Raw genomic sequence first — 15,466 nt, 5'->3', positions numbered from 1 at the left:
CGCCGGGAAGGCGGCATTCATCGGCGTGCACGGACCGTCAGGGGCGGGGCACGTTCCGCAGGTTCGACCGGGCCATCTGGAGCATCCGGCCCACTCCCCCGTCGAGCACCATCTTGCTGGCGGAGAGGGCGAAGCCGGTGACCATCTCGGCGCTGATCCGGGGCGGGATGGACAGCGCGTTGGGGTCGGTGACGACGTCCACCAGCGCCGGGCCCTTGTGCTTGAAGGCGTCCCTGAGCGAGCTCGCGAGCTGCTTCGGCTTCTCGACCCGCACGCCGTAGGCGCCGGCCGCCCGCGCGATGGCGGCGAAGTCTGGGTTCTTGTTCGTCGTCCCGTACGCGGGAAGTCCTGCCACCAGCATCTCCAACTCCACCATGCTCAGGGAGGAGTTGTTGAAGACGATGACCTTCACCGGCAGGTCGTACTGCACCAGGGTGAGGAAATCGCCCATGAGCATGGTGAATCCGCCGTCGCCGGACATCGACACGACCTGCCGGCCGCGGTCGGTGAACTGGGCGCCGATGGCCTGCGGCAGCGCGTTGGCCATGGAGCCGTGGCTGAAGGATCCGATGATCCGGCGGCGCCCGTTGGGGGTGAGATAGCGGGCGGCCCACACGTTGCACATGCCGGTGTCGACGGTGAACACGGCGTCGTCGTCGGCGAGTTCGTCGACCATCGAGGCCACGAACTCGGGGTGGATCGGCACGTGCTTCTCGACCTTGCGGGTGTACGCCTTGACCACGCCCTCCAGGGCCTCGGCGTGCTTCTTCAGCATCTTGTCGAGGAAGCGCCGGTCGGTCTTGGCGCGCACCCGCGGGATGAGACAGCGCAGGGTCTCGCGGACGTCGCCCCAGACGGCGAGGTCGAGCCGGGAGCGCCGGCCGAGCCGCTCGGGCCGTACGTCGATCTGGACGATCTTCACGTCGTCGGGCAGGAAGGCGTTGTACGGGAAGTCGGTGCCGAGCAGGATCAGCAGGTCGCACTCGTGGGTGGCCTCGTAGGCGGCACCGTAGCCGAGGAGTCCGCTCATGCCGACGTCGTACGGGTTGGCGTACTGGATCCATTCCTTGCCGCGCAGCGCGTGCCCGACGGGCGCCTTCACCCGCTCGGCGAACTGCATGACCTCGGCGTGCGCCCCGGCCGTGCCGCTGCCGCAGAACAGGGTCACCCGGCTGGCCGAGTCGATCATCTTCACGAGGTCGTCGATCTCGGCGTCGCCGGGGCGGACGGTCGGCCGGGTGGTGACGAGGGCGGTCTCGGCCGCCTTCTCGGGCGCGGCCTGGGCGGCGATGTCGCCGGGCAGCGAGACGACGCTGACGCCGCCCTGGCCGACGGCGTGCTGGATGGCGGTGTTCAGCAGCCGGGGCATCTGGCGCGGGTTGGAGATCAGCTCGCTGTAGTGGCTGCACTCACGGAACAGCTGGTCGGGATGGGTCTCCTGGAAGTAGCCGAGGCCGATCTCGCTGGACGGGATGTGCGAGGCGAGGGCGAGCACCGGGGCCATGGAGCGGTGCGCGTCGTACAGGCCGTTGATCAGATGGAGGTTGCCGGGGCCGCAGGAGCCGGCGCAGGCGGCGAGCCGGCCGGTGATCTGGGCCTCGGCGCCGGCCGCGAACGCGGCGGCCTCCTCGTGCCGCACCTGGATCCAGTCGATGGCGCCGTTGCGGCGGATCGCGTCGACGACCGGGTTCAGGCTGTCGCCGACCACGCCGTACAGGCGCTGGACGCCCGCGCGGACGAGGATGTCGACGAACTGTTCTGCGACGTTCTGTTTGCCCATGGGTCCATCAACCCATGGGCGCGGGGGTTGCGCCTGCGGGGTTACGCCTCCCAGACGGCCACGCCCGTGCGGTCGTCGGCGTAGCCGGTGACGCGCAGCTGGGTGTCGGCGAGGAAGGCGGCGAGGCCGGGCGGTTCGGCGCCCGACCAGCGGGCGGCGAGCTCGTGGGCGAGCGCGGGTTCGCCGCGCATCGGCTCGGCGAGGCCGTGGGAGGCAAGCAGCAGGGTGTCGCCGGGGCGGGCGACGGAGGCCCGGAAGCGGAACGGTTCGGCCGCGGGCAGGGGGTCCTCGACGAAGGGGCGGCGGGGGGCGTCGGTGACGCCGAGCCGCATGGTGTGCCGGTCGCCGTCCGCACCGGCCTCGGGGACGTCGTACGCGGCCGGGTCGGCGAGGCCGGCCGGCTCGTCCTCGCCGAGGATGGCCCTGGCGAGCTGGGCCGGCCGGGAGCCGAAGCCGACGACGGGCCCGCCGGCGGTCGCCGCGGGCTCGGGAAGCAGCGGCTCGATGTCCTGCCAGGAGCCGTCGCGGAGCCGGAACAGGCCGCCGGCGCCGATGCCGAAGAAGACCCGGGTGCGGCACTCGGGGTCGGCGGAGAGCAGCAGACAGCGCAGGCCCGCGGTGTACTCGTCGGGGTCGAGGCCGCGTTCGGCGGCGCGGGAGCGGAGTTTGCCGTAGGTGCGGTCGGTGAGCCGGTGCAGTCCGGACTTGAGGTCGCCGCGGCGGCCGGCCCGGATGTCCTCGGAGAGCCGGGCGTGGCTGCGGCCGACGGACTCGGCGATCCAGCGGCAGGCGTCGGTGGCGGCGAGGTGGGTGTGCTCGGAGCCGCGCCGCCCGGCGGCGACCGCGACCAGGACCAGCGCGGCCTCGTCGTGCCCGAAGCGGGCGGTGAGCAGGGCGTCGCGGCGGGGTTCGCCGCGGAAGCGGGCGGAGTCGCCGCGGACGGAGACGGCCCGCAGGGTGTACGCGCCGTAGCGGGCGCCGTCGAGGACGGTGTCGGCGACGAGCGCGTCGAGCTCGCCGGGGCGGGCGGCGGGCAGATGGGTGGGCTCGGGCTCGTAGGTGGGCGGCCGGCTGCCGACGTGTCCGGTACGGGGCCGGGGCGCGGGGACCTGCACGGTCGGCGTCTCGACGGGCGGGGCCGGGGGCAGGGGCGGGGGCGGGGCGACGGGCGGTTGCGGCGGCTCGGGCTCGGCGACGGGCGGATCGGCGGCGGGCGCCGCGACGACCGGGATGCGTACGGTCGGCTCCGTGTCCGGGGCCTCGTCGGCGGGTGCCGTGCGCGGCGCGGCCGGTGCCGTGCGCGGCGCGGGCGGCGCGGGCGGCGCGGCCAGGTGTCCGGCCGTGGTCGCCGCGGCGGAGTCGTAGCGCTCGTCGAGGCTGTCCGGCGTGGGCGCGGGCGCGGTGTCCTGCGCGTCCTCGTCGTACAGCTTGTCCCACCAGTTGGTGTCCCCCTGCTGAGTCATGCCCTTATTGTCCACCGCACAGGGCGTCAGAAAACGGGACATCGCGAAAAGGACTGAGCCGAAAGAGTGGTCCGCCGGACGTCCCCACCCCCCACGGGAAGGACGTCCGGCGGACCGGCGTGGTCAGCGCACGTCGTCAGCGCGAACCACGGTCCGGGTGACGGAGTCGCCGTCGGCGTCCGTCCGTTCGGTCGTCAGGGTGCCCCGCGCCTCGGTCCAGGTGGTGCCGGCGGTCGCCGCCCCCAGGGTCGTACGCGAAATCGGGCGCATCGCTCTCCCCATCTGAATCCGGACATGTGGGCTTCAGCGCATAAGGGCATAAGCCGCCCATGTCCGGAGGCTGTTGGTGCTGCGGTGGCGCCACATTGGCAGAGGTGAGGGTGGTACAGGCAGGATGGGCGCGGCGGGAATGCGCCGTGGCCGATTCCCGCCAGCGCCAACGGAACGAACACGTCCGGTGGACCTCCGGAGAATTCCGGCCGTCCCGGGACGTCCGCGCGAGGGGTGGGACAGCGATGCTGGCAGCGATAGGGCTCGACGAACGACAGGAGTCCGCCTACCGCGCACTGGTCGCGCTGGGTGCGGCCGAGGTCTCCGACCTGGCCCACCGGCTCGCGCTGCCGGAGCACGACACCGAGCGGGCGCTGCGCCGCCTGGAGTCTCAGGGGCTGGCCGCCCAGTCCTCGGCGCGCATGGGGCGCTGGGTCGCGGCCCCGCCCGGGGTCGCGCTGGGCGCGCTGCTCACCCAGCAGCGGCACGAGCTGGAGCAGGCCGAGCTGGCGGCGGCGCTGCTCGCCCAGGAGTACCGGGCGGAGGCCACCCAGCCGGCCGTGCACGACCTGGTCGAGGTGGTGACGGGCGCGGGCGCGGTGACCCACCGCTTCCTCCAGCTCCAGCTCGGCGCCGCGGACGAGGTGTGCGCACTGGTCACCGGCAAGCCCATCGCCGTCTCGGGCATGGAGAACGACGCGGAGGCGCTGGCCGCCGAGCGGGGCGTGCGCTACCGGGTGGTGATCGAGCGGGAGGTGCTCACGCTGCCGACCGGTCTGATCGAGCTGTCGGCGGCCCTCGGCCGGAACGAGCAGATCCGGGTCGTGGACCGGGTGCCGACCAAGCTGGTCGTGGCGGACCGCCAGCTGGCGATGGTCCCGCTCACCGGCCGCGGCGTCGAACCGGCCGCGCTGGTGGTGCACGCGAGCGGGCTGCTCGAATCGCTGATGGGTCTTTTCGAGTCGGTCTGGCGGGACGCGCTGCCGCTGCGGCTCGGCGCGGGCGCGCAGATCACCGAGGACGAGGTGCCGGGCCCGGACCGGACGGACCTGGAGATCCTGAGCCTGCTGCTCGCCGGGATGACGGACGCGAGCGTGGCGAAGCAGCTGGACCTGGGGCTGCGGACGGTGCAGCGGCGGGTGAAGGGGCTGATGGAGCTGAGCGGGGTGACGACACGGCTGCAGCTCGGCTGGCACGCGTACGAGAAGGGGTGGGTGGCGCGTCGGTGAGGCGCGGGGACCGTTGCCGAGGCGCGGTGCGTGAACGGGTGGGCGGGCCGCCGGTGGGCCGAGGGCGTATGGCAGGGTGAGCGCCCGGCCGGTGAGCACGCCGGCCCCTCACGTCACCCCTCTGGAGTACCACCCATGAACGGAAGGCGCCGTCGCGCCCTGCTGGCCACCGTCACCCCGGTCCTCGAACCCGGGGAGCGGGTGGAGGTGACGACGATCGTGGGCCTGAGCACGGTGTCCGTGCGCCGGACGGCGGCCTTCGGCATCGCGTCGGCGATCGCGAGCGGCGGGACGGTGACGGTGATCCCGACGCCGGTGCCGCACTACCTGGCGATGACCGACCGCCGGCTCTTCGTCTTCCGGGCGGACCCGACGTTCGCGAAGCCGGTGGAGCACACGATGACGATCCAGCGGGAGGGCCTGTTCCGCTCGGAGATCAAGGAGCGGATCCTGAACTCCTCGTTCGTGCTGTCCTCCCCGTACAGCGAGACGCGGCTGAAGCTGATCTTCCCGCTCATCAGCCGCAAGGAGCGGCATCTCGTCGCCGCGGCGATCCCCGTGACCCGCTGACGTTCACGTCCTCCGTCCGTAAGGCTTGACCTGCGCGAACACCCACGGTCCTGCACCCTGGGCAAATGGGTGTGTGGCAGCTCCTGCTGACGGCGATGGTGATGCTGCTCGGCCTGTTCGGGGTCCTGACGCCCGGCGTGCCGGGCACGTGGCTGGTGTGGGCGGCGATGCTGTGGTGGGCGCTGCACGAGCGGAACGGCCTCGCCTGGATCCTGCTGGTCTCCTCGACCGGACTGCTGCTGCTCACCCAGGTCGTCGTCTGGCAGCTGCCGCCGCGCCGCTTCCGGGGCGTCGGGATCACCCGGAGGATGGTGGCGTACGCGGGGGTCGGCGCGTTCCTGGGCTTCTTCCTGGTCCCGGTGCTCGGCGCGATCCCCGGCTTCGTCGGCGGCGTCTACCTCTCCGAACGCCTCCGCCTCGGCGGCCACGGCCAGGCCGGCGCGTCCACCCGCGCGGTGATGCGGGCGGCGGGCACGAGCGTGCTCGTGGAGCTGTTCTCGTGCCTGCTGATCGTGGGGGCGTGGGCGGGGGCGGTGTTCTGGGGCGGTTAGGGCGTGCTCACGGCGCTCGTGGCGAGATAGCGGGCGGCGTACGAGCGCCAGGGGCGCCGGTGCGGGTGGTCCGGGAGGCCGGGCGCGGGGACGTCCGGGTCGCCCAGGGCGCGGGTGCGGACGGCGGCGACGGCCTCGGGGCCGACCCCCGGGACGGCGGCCAGGGCCGCGGCGGAGGCGTCGCGGTCGGCGCCCGGGTCGAGCCGTACGGTGCCGTCGGCGAGGGCGGCGGCCAGGGGGCCGGCCACGGGGTGGGCGGTCAGGGCCGCCGGGGCCGGGAAGAGGTGGGTGAGCCCGCCGCACGGGGTCTCCAGGGGCGTCCCGTACCGCTCGACGAGCCGCGCGGCCTCGTCCGGGCCGACCACCGTCCGTACCGCGAACTCCTCCGGCTCGGCCGCGCCCGGGGAGCGCACGCCGGGGCGGGCGGCGACCTCGGCGGCGAGCTCGGGGTCGGCGCCGAGGCGCTCGGCGACCGCGTACGGGTCGGCGTCCAGGTCGAAGAGGCGGCGCAGCCGCTGTACGGCGGTGGTGAGGTCGCGCAGCTCGGTGAGGTGGATCCGGGCTTCCAGCCAGCGGCCGCCGCCGCCCGGGGCGCGCTCGTCGACGGAGACGATGCCGGTGCCGTACGGGAGGCGCAGGGTGCGCCGGTAGGTGCGGGTGCCGGGCGCGCCGACGACCTCCTCGATGCCCGGCAGCGCCTCGGCGGCGAGCAGGTCGAACACCTCCCTCGCGGCGTACGGCCCCCGGTGCGCGAGCCGCAGCGGCACCCCGGCGGCGAGTGCCGTGCGCGGGCCCGCGCCGGTGCGGGTCTCGGCGCGCAGCTCGCTGGGGGTGCGGGCGTAGACGGCGCGGATCGTGTCGTTGAACTGCCGCACGCTCGCGAACCCGGACGCGAACGCGATCTCGGTGACCGGCAGGCCCGTGGTCTGCAGCAGCACCCGTGCGGTGTGCGCCCGCTGGGCGCGGGCGAGGGCGACCGGCCCTGCGCCGAGTTCGGCGGTGAGCTGCCGCTGCACCTGCCGTGCGCTGTACCCGAGCCGCCCCGCGAGCCCGGGCACCCCCTCCCGGTCCACCACCCCGTCCCCGATCATCCGCACGGCCCGCCCGACGACGTCCGCCCGCACGTTCCACTCGGCCGACCCGGGCACCGCGTCCGGCCGGCACCGACGGCAGGCCCGGAATCCGTGCCCCTGAGCGGCCGCGGCGGTCGGGAAGAAGCTCACGTTGCGCCGCTTCGGCGTGACGGCCGGGCAGCTGGGCCGGCAGTAGATCCCGGTGGTGGCCACCGCGAAGAAGAACACCCCGTCGAAGCGGGCGTCCCGGCTGCTGACCGCCTGGTAACGGGTGTCCTCGTCCAGCCGCGCCCCGCTGGTGGTGCCGGTCTCCGTGTCCGTCATGCCCTCCAGTGTGCGGGACCGGGAGGGCCCGGACTGGCGGATTTCGGACATGAGGGTGGGGTGGGGCGGGACCGGCCCCACCCCACTGATCCCGCTCAGCGGATCCGACCGCTCCGCTTCACCTCCATCGCCGCGCGGCCCTCCGCGCCCTTGCGCTTCCAGTCCTTCAGGAGCTCCGACCGCAGGCGGGCGTCCGTCTTGGCGACCAGGCGCTGGTTCTCGCGGAGGAGCTTGCGGTAGCTGTCGAGGCGGCGCTCCGGGAGCGTGCCGTCGGCGATGGCGGCGGTGACGGCGCAGCCGGGCTCCGACTCGTGGGCGCAGTCGTGGAAGCGGCACTCGGCCGCCAGGTCCTCGATCTCGGCGAAGACCTGCCCGACGCCCGCCTCGGCGTCCCAGAGGCCGACGCCGCGCAGGCCGGGGGTGTCGATGAGGACGCCGCCGCCGGGCAGGACGAGCAGGTTGCGGGTGGTCGTGGTGTGACGGCCCTTGCCGTCGACGTCACGCGCGGCCTGGACGTCCATGATGTCGGCGCCGAGCAGCGTGTTGGCGAGGGTCGACTTGCCGGCGCCGGAGACACCGAGCAGCACGCTCGTGCCGTCGGCCGCGATCGCCCGCAGGTCGTCGACGCCTTCCCCGGTGTGGGAGCTGACGGGCAGCACCCGCACCCCCGGGGCGACCGTCTCGACGTCCTCGACGAGATACGAAAGACCCACCGGGTCCGGCACCAGGTCGGCTTTGCTGAGCACGACGAGCGGCTGCGCGCCGGACTCCCAGGCGAGGGCGAGGAAGCGCTCGATCCGGCCGAGGTCGAGTTCGACGGCGAGCGACACCGTGATGATCGCGTGGTCGACGTTGGCGGCGAGGACCTGGCCCTCGGACCGCTTGGACGAGGTGGAGCGGGCGAAGGTGGTACGGCGCGGCAGGTACGCCCGTACGTAGCGCGGGTCGCCGACGCCGTCCGGGTCGACGGCGGCCCAGTCGCCGGTGCAGATCACCCGCAGCGGGTCGTGCGGCACGACGAACGTGGTGTCGGCGCGCACGACGCCCTCGGGCGTGATCACGTCGCACTGGCCCCGGTCGACGCGGAGGACCCGCCCGGGCAGCAGACCCTGCTCGGCGTACGGGGCGAACGCGGCGGCCCAGTCGTCGTCCCAGCCGTAGGCGGCGAGCGGGTGCCGCACGGCGGAGGAGGACGAGGAGGACGCGTCGGAGGAGGAAGACGGGTGGAGCGAAGCGTGGAACAAGGGGAAACCCTTCGAAGGGTGGCCCCGGCGGCGCGCACCGCGCGCGGAAGTGGAGTGGGTGTCAGCCGGAGACCACAGGGGTGGGAACGATGAACTCCTGAATGCGGGCAGCGCCCGTCACCGTGACAGTCATCAATGTCCTCACCTCCTGCTTCTTCTCAACGAACCAACACCGCGCCCTGGGCAGCGACACAGCCGCGCCTTGGAACGAGCAGAACCATAGCCCCGCCCCGGGGCACGGCACCACCTATTTAATTCGGGATCCCACCGGTACGACGCGAACACCCACGACCGGAACAGCCGCCGCGTCCAGGGCCGTAGCCAACGCGGGCAGCTCGGCAGCGAGTTCCCACGAAGCCGATACGAGGTCGAACACACCCAGCTCGGGAAGGTCCGCCAGCCGGAAGTCGATTCGGACCTCCGGCGTCGGCCCGCGACCTGCCTGGGCTGCCGCCCGGCGATCAGCCAGGCTCGCCGGACAACCACACAGCGAACCAAATGCGCCCGCCGGCTCCAAGAACCGAGTTCCGTCGCAGACATGGAAAGTCTCACCAGCTCCACGCATCACCATGCGAAGCGATACGGCTTCCCGTCCATAAAGCAAGACAGGAACGCGATCGCAACGGGTCAGAACCTCGACGCCATGCTCGTCCTCGGGCGGTCGACGCAGGCTCGGAGGGATGGCCGTGGACAGCTGATTCGTACGCCCGCCGTGCCCGCGACGACGTTGTTCGAATGCGTGCGCCAAGTCGGATAAACCGCACGGAGCAAGATCACCACATCGGATTAACCTCGACGGCCTCACGGGCGGGTCGGGGGAATCGGAAGTTACGGTTCCCGGGCAATGGGGCGGACGGCCTGAAGGTGCACATCCTGCCCTTCTCGCTACGTCTCGTTCACTTCTTTGCCCGGCCGGCGTCTGTGCGCCGGCCGTCACTCTGCTGAAGGAGAGATTCGCCCGATGAGTGTGGAGACCGGCTCTGAATCGCAAGTGGAGCCCCGTGCACAGTCCAGTCTGAGTACTGCGGCTGCCCGGAACCTGGCCTCGACGGCCAAGTCCGCCCCGCAGATGCAGGAGATCACCTCCCGGTGGCTGCTGCGGATGCTCCCCTGGGTGGAGACGAAGGGCGGCGCCTACCGGGTGAACCGCCGGCTGAGCTACACCGTCGGCGACGGCGTGATCGAGTTCGTGCAGGACGGCGCGAACGTCCGGGTCATCCCCCGGGAACTCGGCGAACTCGCCCTGCTGCGCGGCCTCGACGACGAGGACGTGCTGCGCGCCCTGGCCGACCGCTGCGTCCAGCGCGACTTCCGCGCCGGAGAGGTCATCGTCGAGCGCGGCGCCGCCGCCGACCAGATCCACCTGATCGCCCACGGCCGGATCAGCCAGACCTCGGTCGGCAAGTACGGCGACGAGGTCGCCGTCGCGGTCCTCGCCGACGGCGACCGGTTCGGCGAGAACGCCCTCCTGGACGCCGACGCTACGTGGGACTACACCGCCACCGCCGAGACCCCCGGCACCCTGCTCACCCTCTCCCGCGCCGACTTAGCCGCTCTGATGGATTCGGCGCCGGTCCTGAGGGCGCATGTGGAGCGGTTCCGTGCGATTCCCCGGCAGGTGCAGAATCGTCACGGCGAGGCGGAGATCGCGATGTCCGCCGGTCACGTCGGCGAGGCCGAACTCCCCGGCGCCTTCGTGGACTACGAGCTCAAGCCGCGCGAGTACGAGCTCTCCGTCGCCCAGACGGTCCTCAAGGTCCACACCCGGGTCGCCGACCTCTACAACGGCCCGATGAACCAGACCGAGGAACAGCTCCGGCTCACCATCGAGGCGCTGCGCGAGCGCCAGGAGCACGAGCTGATCAACAACCGTGAGTTCGGTCTGCTCCACAACGCCGACTTCAAGCAGCGGATCCAGACCCACTCGGGCCCGCCCACCCCGGACGACCTCGACGAACTGCTCTGCCGCCGCCGCGGTACGAAGTTCCTCTTCGCCCACCCGAAGACCATCGCGGCCATCGGGCGCGAGTTCAACTCCCGGGGGCTCTACCCGGACCACGTCGACGTCGGCGGCCAGTCCGTCCCGGCCTGGCGCGGGGTCCCGATCCTGCCCTGCAACAAGATCCCGATCAGCCACGAGCAGACCAGCTCGATCCTCGCCATGCGTACCGGCGAGGACAACCAGGGCGTCATCGGCCTGCGCCAGACCGGTCTGCCGGAAGAGTACGAGCCGGGCCTGTCGGTGCGCTTCATGGGCATCAACGAGCAGGCGATCATCTCGTACCTGGTCACCACCTACTACTCCGCCGCGATCCTCGTGCCCGACGCGCTCGGCGTGCTGGAGAACGTACAGATCTCCCGCAGGCGCCACCGCTAGGAGCCGGGGCACAGCATCTGCCGAAACGATCCGCTGCCAGCCGGCGGCCGCTCGTGCAGCTGCCTTGTGAGCAGCGAGAGCTGCCCGATGTCGGCAGCCCGTTCAAGGGCTGTGCCCTGGAGCCGGTCCGGTGCGTGCGTGCCCAGCTTGGGGGGTGAGGCCAGGACGCGGCCTGGGCTCACCCCTCGATGGACGGGTGGTTCACGCTCATACAGCGCCGGCCCGGAGCGCGCGGGACAGTGCAGCGGAAACCGAGGGCAGGAGATGAAGGGTGAGGGAGACATGGTGATGAGTTCGCCCGCGACGAGTGACGGCCTGGACCTGGAAGGGGCGGGCCGAGCGGTTGATGCCGTACTGGAGGATTTCCTGGCGGGCCAGGTACGAGGTGCCGCGGAGCGGGGCCTGCCCGTCGAGGGCATCGAGAGCCTGCGGGCGTTTCTGGCGGCGGGTGGCAAACGATTAAGGCCCGGGCTGTGTGTGGTGGGCTGGCATGCGGCGGGCAAGAAGGCGGTTCCGGCTTCGGTCGTGCGGGTGGCGGCGTCGTTGGAGATGTTCCACAGCTTCGCCCTCATCCATGACGATGTCATGGACGCCTCGGAGACCCGCCGCGGCCGGTCCACCGTTCATCGTGCCGCCGCCATGCTCCACCAGGACGGGCGCGACCAGGCGGCAGCCGACCGGCTCGGTTCCGGGCTGGCGATCCTGGTGGGCAATCTCGCCCATGCCTGGGCGATGGAACTCGTGCATACTGCCGGCCTTCGTCCGCACCAGCTGGCCGAGGTGCTGCCGCTGACCGACGTCATGCGTACCGAGATCATGCACGGCCAGTACCTCGACATGATCGCGGCCGGCCGCCCCACAGAGGATGCGGAGCGGGCGCTGAGGATCGCGTGCTACAAGACCGCCCGGTACTCGATCGAGTGGCCCCTGCGGATCGGGGCCGCCCTCGCAGGTGCCGAACCGGGGTTGCACGACACGCTGGCCGAGTTCGCCCGGCCGGTGGGGGAGGCGTACCAGCTCCGTGACGATCTGCTGGGCGTCTTCGGGACCCCCGCCCGGACGGGGAAGTCGGATCTGGACGACCTGCGCGACGGGAAACACACCGTGCTCGTGTCGATCGCGTTGCAACGGGCCGGTCAAGCACAGCAGCGGCTCCTGCACGACCTGCTCGGCACGCCGGATCTCGACGAAAGCAGCGCCGCCTGGATCCGGGACGTACTGGTGAGCACCGGCGCCCGTGACACGGTCGAGGAGCTCATCACCGCACGCCTGGAGCAGGCCCTGCACGTGGTCGACCGCTCTGCTCTTCCGCCCGCCGCGGCTGCCGCGCTTCGGGACGTGGCGCATGCCGCGACGGCGAGGACCACGTGAGGGGTGCCAAGGCTCCGGGCATTGCCGAACTGCGTCGCCCGATCCCGGCTCACCGGTCATGGATCTTCCGTGAGGCGCGTATCTGGTGGGACGTGATCCGGCTCGACAACGCCTCGGCCGCACTCGTCCCGGGCACTCTGTTCGCCGTCAGCGCCTGGTACCACATGCGGCTGCCCGTGGCGGCGCTGCCCGAGGTCATCGCCAAGATCCTGCTGTACATGCTCTGCTACATCCTCTCCTTCGCCTTCTCGAACGAGATCGCCGGTGTGGAGGAGGACCGGGTCAACAAGCCGCACCGGCCCATCGTCACGGGTGAGCTGAGCATGCGGTCGGCGCGGTGGCACCTTCGCACGCTCACGGTGGTCTACCTGGGGGTTGCCTGGTGGCTCCACGTCACCGAATGGGCCCTGTTGTGGATCGTCACCACGTTCCTGCACGACCGTCTCCGCTTCTCGCGGCACTGGGTCCTCAAGGACCTGGGCATGTTTCTCGGCACCCTGTCCATGCTGGCCGCCGCGTGGGAGATCGTCGCGCCGGTCCCGGCTGACGGGTGGCGTTGGATCATCACGATCTCCTGCGTCGTCTTCGTGCTGATTCCGCTCCAGGACCTCCGGGACACGGCCGGAGACATCAGGATCGGACGCCGCACGTTTCCCATCGCTTTCGGCGAGAGGCCGACGCGTCTCTTCCTGGCGGCGGGTTTCACCGCCCTGCCGGTGGTGGTCCACCTCGTCCTCCTCGCGCCCCACGGGCCGACGTCGGCCGGCCTGGTCTTCGGGACGGCGATGGCTGCCCTGAACTGGCTGACCGCGTACCGCGTCGTGGCCCTACGCGACGTCAAGGCCGACCACCTCACCTACCTGCTCTTCTGCTGGTGGTACTGCCTCGCCACAGGCGCGTCCGGCCCAGCCATGGGATGAGCACCCAAGAATCCTGATCCGGGACAACCGCGGATGAGAATCTCTCCGAAAGGACCGACCAGATGAAGCGATACATGGAATGGAATCCGACCGACTCGGCCGATGCCCACAGCCGTCGGACCGGCTCGTTCCTGTCGGATCGCCACCCGAAGGCGCCGGGGATCCGGTTGCTCGATCACGTGGACTGTGATCTGGGCGTCCAGAAGCCATTAGCCGAGCGCGTCCACGCTGCGGAACGATCCTGTGCCGAGAGTCGGCAAGGATTCCGCTTCAACGCCGGGCCGACGGGTCTGGGCACGTCCGCCGCGCGGATGTTCAGGCCGGCGGCTGCCGAGCCTGCCGCGCCGCCCCGCCTGGATGTGCTGTGGACCCGTAAGCGTGTGGCCGGCTCGCCTCTGGCGGCTCATGTCGACGCGGTACGGCGTCGCCTGGCCGACAGCCCGGGATCACACCGTCCGGGCGGCTGGGTGTACGACCCGGAGGCCACCCTGGCGGCCATGAAGAGCGACCCGACCGCCTGGGGAGCGCAGTTCACGCCCTGGATGATGGAGTGCGCCGAGATGGTCGAACACGGGCGGGACCTGCTCGGCCAGATCCGTGAAGTCCGCGGCAAGGGCTTCGGTTTCACCGCGTCGGGCCAGGTCGGGCTGGCCCCGCTCAAAGTCGGCGCCGATCCGGTGGGCGCGATGCTCGCCCGGGCCCGGCTGGGGGAGAACGCGGGCCAGTCCACCAAGTCGAATCTGTCGACGTGCAGTTCCCCGGAGTGGGCCGCGTTCATGGACGAGTTCGGGTTCCAGGGCGTGGGCGCGTACCCGAACTTCGCGTCGGGTGCCTGGGGCGGCGGCATGATGCCGGCCGTCTACGACGACTGGCGCCAGGACTACGTCGCCATGCTGATCTACGGCTTCTACCTCGAGTACAACATCGACACCGCGTACGCGGAGACGAGCGGCAACAGCCTGACGCACGAGATCCTCTCCCTGTGGGACATGCCGGACATGCCCGCGGACCTGGTGGCACGACGGGCACACGTCGAGGCCGACCTCGCCTTCTTCGACGTCAAGCGGCGCGACGAGGCCGACGCCCACCAGTCGGTCACCAGCGGCCTGGCCACGTGGGTCTACCGCGACCGGGACACCTGGCGCGACATGAAAGCGGCGGACAGCGGCTACTTCACCTACCACCTGTCGTTCCTGCCCAACCACGCCGGCCGTGACGACATGATGCTGACCGGGGCAGTCGCCGACTGGGCCGACATCGGCCCCGACCTGCGCTTCCAGGAGTGCGGCAACTCGATTCTCGCCATGACCCGCGGCTCGGTCGTCATGGAAGACCTGCTCGACGCGTACGAGCGGACCGTGTGGATGGTCAACGCACACTGGACCGAGACCGGCGAAATCCGCCCCGAACGCTACGCGGCATGCACCGCGGTCATGGCCGTCCCCCCATGGCTGCTCACCAACCACCGACACGACGCGTGGCGCTACTACGCCCTGGCGGCAGACCTGTCCCACATCGCCGAGCGGCGGGACCTGTACGCCTCGGGCCAGCTCGCGGACTGCTACACCGAAGACCTCACCCCCACCACACCGGTCGACACGCCGCGCATCGACGTCCCCAGGCGGGAGCTGCCCTTCGACGTCGAGATCGACGGCATCCGGCACACCGGCACCGTCAGGCTGCACACGGTGATCTGCGACGCCGTCGCGCGCGGCACTCTTCCCATGGGCCTCGTCGAATACGAGTTCGTCGTCCCGTGGCTGCTGCGGGAAGGAACGATCACGCCCGCGGCCTTCCTGGCCCACATGGACCGCGCCTACTGCCGGCACTTCGCCCAGTTCATGCGAGCCGGGCACAGCAGCGACTTCAAGCGCTCCTTCAGCGAACCGATGTCGGCACTGATCATGGAACAGTACTGGCACGGCATGTACTTCGCGATCGGCGCAGGAAGCCTGGTCGAGGCGCAGCCCGACGCGATCGCCGGCGACCGAGCACACGATGAGACGTCCAGTTCATGACCCCAGGGCCGGAGCGAGGGCCACGTGGACTGCGACAGCGGCAGTCAGTCAGTCATCGTGTGGCGACGGTCGAGGCCGTCAGCTAGTACCAGATCAACAGGCTCGGCCTCTTCGGCAGCGATGCGAACGCGCCGGCCCCACCGGCAATAGACGCTTCTCGGACAGTCGTCCCCTGAGAGGGAGGCGAGTTGGGCCGGATCTTCAGCGAGTCAAGCGTCGTCTGCCACCTCCTGGACGCCTTGGACCGGGCGCCGGGCGCCGCCCGTGACGAGCGCA

13 protein-coding genes are annotated in these 15,466 nt (G+C 71.4%); 7 read left to right on the top strand and 6 right to left on the bottom strand.

Annotated features, from left to right (window positions below):
• Positions 1-37: 37 nt before the first annotated feature.
• The 3 genes from AB0C73_RS32695 to AB0C73_RS32685 all read right to left on the bottom strand — a co-directional run bounded on the left by AB0C73_RS32695 (position 38) and on the right by AB0C73_RS32685 (position 3,513).
• Positions 38-1,780 (bottom strand): pyruvate dehydrogenase, encoded by a 1,743-nt coding sequence (locus AB0C73_RS32695; RefSeq protein ID WP_362537027.1) that lies wholly within the window; start codon positions 1,778-1,780, stop codon positions 38-40.
• A 41-nt stretch (positions 1,781-1,821) separates the two neighbouring features.
• A complete protein-coding gene (locus AB0C73_RS32690; RefSeq protein ID WP_362537026.1) occupies positions 1,822-3,243 on the bottom strand; it encodes a protein phosphatase 2C domain-containing protein in 1,422 nt (473 codons plus the stop codon).
• 123 nt (positions 3,244-3,366) lie between these two features.
• Entirely contained in the window at positions 3,367-3,513 is a 147-nt protein-coding gene (locus AB0C73_RS32685) for a hypothetical protein (protein ID WP_362537025.1), read from the bottom strand.
• A gap of 245 nt (positions 3,514-3,758) precedes the next feature.
• Between AB0C73_RS32685 and AB0C73_RS32680 the strand changes: the two genes are divergently transcribed.
• The 3 genes from AB0C73_RS32680 (at position 3,759) to AB0C73_RS32670 (ending at position 5,863) form a co-directional block, all read left to right on the top strand.
• The gene (locus AB0C73_RS32680) at positions 3,759-4,742 is read left to right on the top strand and encodes a helix-turn-helix domain-containing protein (protein ID WP_362537024.1); all 984 of its coding nucleotides are present in this window, start codon (positions 3,759-3,761) and stop codon (positions 4,740-4,742) included.
• Between the two features lie 135 nt (positions 4,743-4,877).
• Positions 4,878-5,312 carry a hypothetical protein gene (locus tag AB0C73_RS32675; protein WP_362537023.1) on the top strand — a complete coding sequence of 145 codons (435 nt, stop codon included), beginning with the start codon at positions 4,878-4,880 and terminating at the stop codon, positions 5,310-5,312.
• A gap of 65 nt (positions 5,313-5,377) precedes the next feature.
• Positions 5,378-5,863, top strand: a complete 486-nt coding sequence (locus tag AB0C73_RS32670) for a DUF456 domain-containing protein (protein WP_362537022.1) — start codon at positions 5,378-5,380, stop codon at positions 5,861-5,863.
• On the opposite strand, the gene AB0C73_RS32665 is transcribed toward AB0C73_RS32670, so the two are convergent.
• The 3 genes from AB0C73_RS32665 to AB0C73_RS32655 form a co-directional block, all read right to left on the bottom strand.
• Positions 5,860-7,260 carry an AlkA N-terminal domain-containing protein gene (locus AB0C73_RS32665; RefSeq protein WP_362537021.1) on the bottom strand — a complete coding sequence of 467 codons (1,401 nt, stop codon included), beginning with the start codon at positions 7,258-7,260 and terminating at the stop codon, positions 5,860-5,862. The genes AB0C73_RS32670 and AB0C73_RS32665 overlap by 4 nt on opposite strands.
• A 95-nt stretch (positions 7,261-7,355) precedes the next feature.
• Positions 7,356-8,504 carry a ribosome small subunit-dependent GTPase A gene (rsgA, locus tag AB0C73_RS32660; protein ID WP_362537020.1) on the bottom strand — a complete coding sequence of 383 codons (1,149 nt, stop codon included), beginning with the start codon at positions 8,502-8,504 and terminating at the stop codon, positions 7,356-7,358.
• Between the two features lie 247 nt (positions 8,505-8,751).
• Positions 8,752-9,309, bottom strand: coding sequence for a hypothetical protein (locus AB0C73_RS32655; RefSeq protein WP_362537019.1), 558 nt, complete (start codon positions 9,307-9,309; stop codon positions 8,752-8,754).
• A gap of 156 nt (positions 9,310-9,465) precedes the next feature.
• Here AB0C73_RS32655 and AB0C73_RS32650 point away from each other — a divergent pair, with 156 nt between their 5' ends.
• From AB0C73_RS32650 to AB0C73_RS32635, 4 genes are all read left to right on the top strand, one after another.
• Positions 9,466-10,881: a family 2B encapsulin nanocompartment shell protein gene (locus AB0C73_RS32650; protein ID WP_362537018.1), complete on the top strand. Its 1,416-nt coding sequence runs from the start codon at positions 9,466-9,468 to the stop codon at positions 10,879-10,881.
• A gap of 288 nt (positions 10,882-11,169) precedes the next feature.
• Positions 11,170-12,252: a polyprenyl synthetase family protein gene (locus tag AB0C73_RS32645; RefSeq protein WP_362537017.1), complete on the top strand. Its 1,083-nt coding sequence runs from the start codon at positions 11,170-11,172 to the stop codon at positions 12,250-12,252.
• A 92-nt stretch (positions 12,253-12,344) separates the two neighbouring features.
• Entirely contained in the window at positions 12,345-13,172 is an 828-nt protein-coding gene (locus tag AB0C73_RS32640; RefSeq protein WP_362537016.1) for a UbiA family prenyltransferase, read from the top strand.
• Positions 13,173-13,234: 62 nt separating this feature from the next.
• Complete coding sequence (locus AB0C73_RS32635; protein WP_362537015.1) at positions 13,235-15,190, top strand: hypothetical protein; 1,956 nt, start codon at positions 13,235-13,237, stop codon at positions 15,188-15,190.
• The last annotated feature ends 276 nt before the right edge of the window (positions 15,191-15,466 follow it).

The sequence above is a fragment of the Streptomyces sp. NPDC048623 genome, from assembly GCF_040650755.1.
Lineage (GTDB): Bacteria > Actinomycetota > Actinomycetes > Streptomycetales > Streptomycetaceae > Streptomyces.
This window is presented reverse-complemented; position numbering and strand designations above follow the sequence as displayed.

Excerpts from the sequence above, each read along its gene's own strand:
- AB0C73_RS32665 (WP_362537021.1), bottom strand. The coding sequence starts at position 7,260 with ATGACGGACACGGAGACCGGCACCACCAGCGGGGCGCGGCTGGACGAG.
- AB0C73_RS32670 (WP_362537022.1), top strand. The coding sequence starts at position 5,378 with ATGGGTGTGTGGCAGCTCCTGCTGACGGCGATGGTGATGCTGCTCGGC.
- AB0C73_RS32680 (WP_362537024.1), top strand. The coding sequence starts at position 3,759 with ATGCTGGCAGCGATAGGGCTCGACGAACGACAGGAGTCCGCCTACCGC.
- AB0C73_RS32645 (WP_362537017.1), top strand. The coding sequence starts at position 11,170 with ATGAGTTCGCCCGCGACGAGTGACGGCCTGGACCTGGAAGGGGCGGGC.
- AB0C73_RS32685 (WP_362537025.1), bottom strand. The coding sequence starts at position 3,513 with ATGCGCCCGATTTCGCGTACGACCCTGGGGGCGGCGACCGCCGGCACC.
- AB0C73_RS32675 (WP_362537023.1), top strand. The coding sequence starts at position 4,878 with ATGAACGGAAGGCGCCGTCGCGCCCTGCTGGCCACCGTCACCCCGGTC.
- AB0C73_RS32695 (WP_362537027.1), bottom strand. The coding sequence starts at position 1,780 with ATGGGCAAACAGAACGTCGCAGAACAGTTCGTCGACATCCTCGTCCGC.
- AB0C73_RS32635 (WP_362537015.1), top strand. The coding sequence starts at position 13,235 with ATGAAGCGATACATGGAATGGAATCCGACCGACTCGGCCGATGCCCAC.
- AB0C73_RS32650 (WP_362537018.1), top strand. The coding sequence starts at position 9,466 with ATGAGTGTGGAGACCGGCTCTGAATCGCAAGTGGAGCCCCGTGCACAG.
- AB0C73_RS32690 (WP_362537026.1), bottom strand. The coding sequence starts at position 3,243 with ATGACTCAGCAGGGGGACACCAACTGGTGGGACAAGCTGTACGACGAG.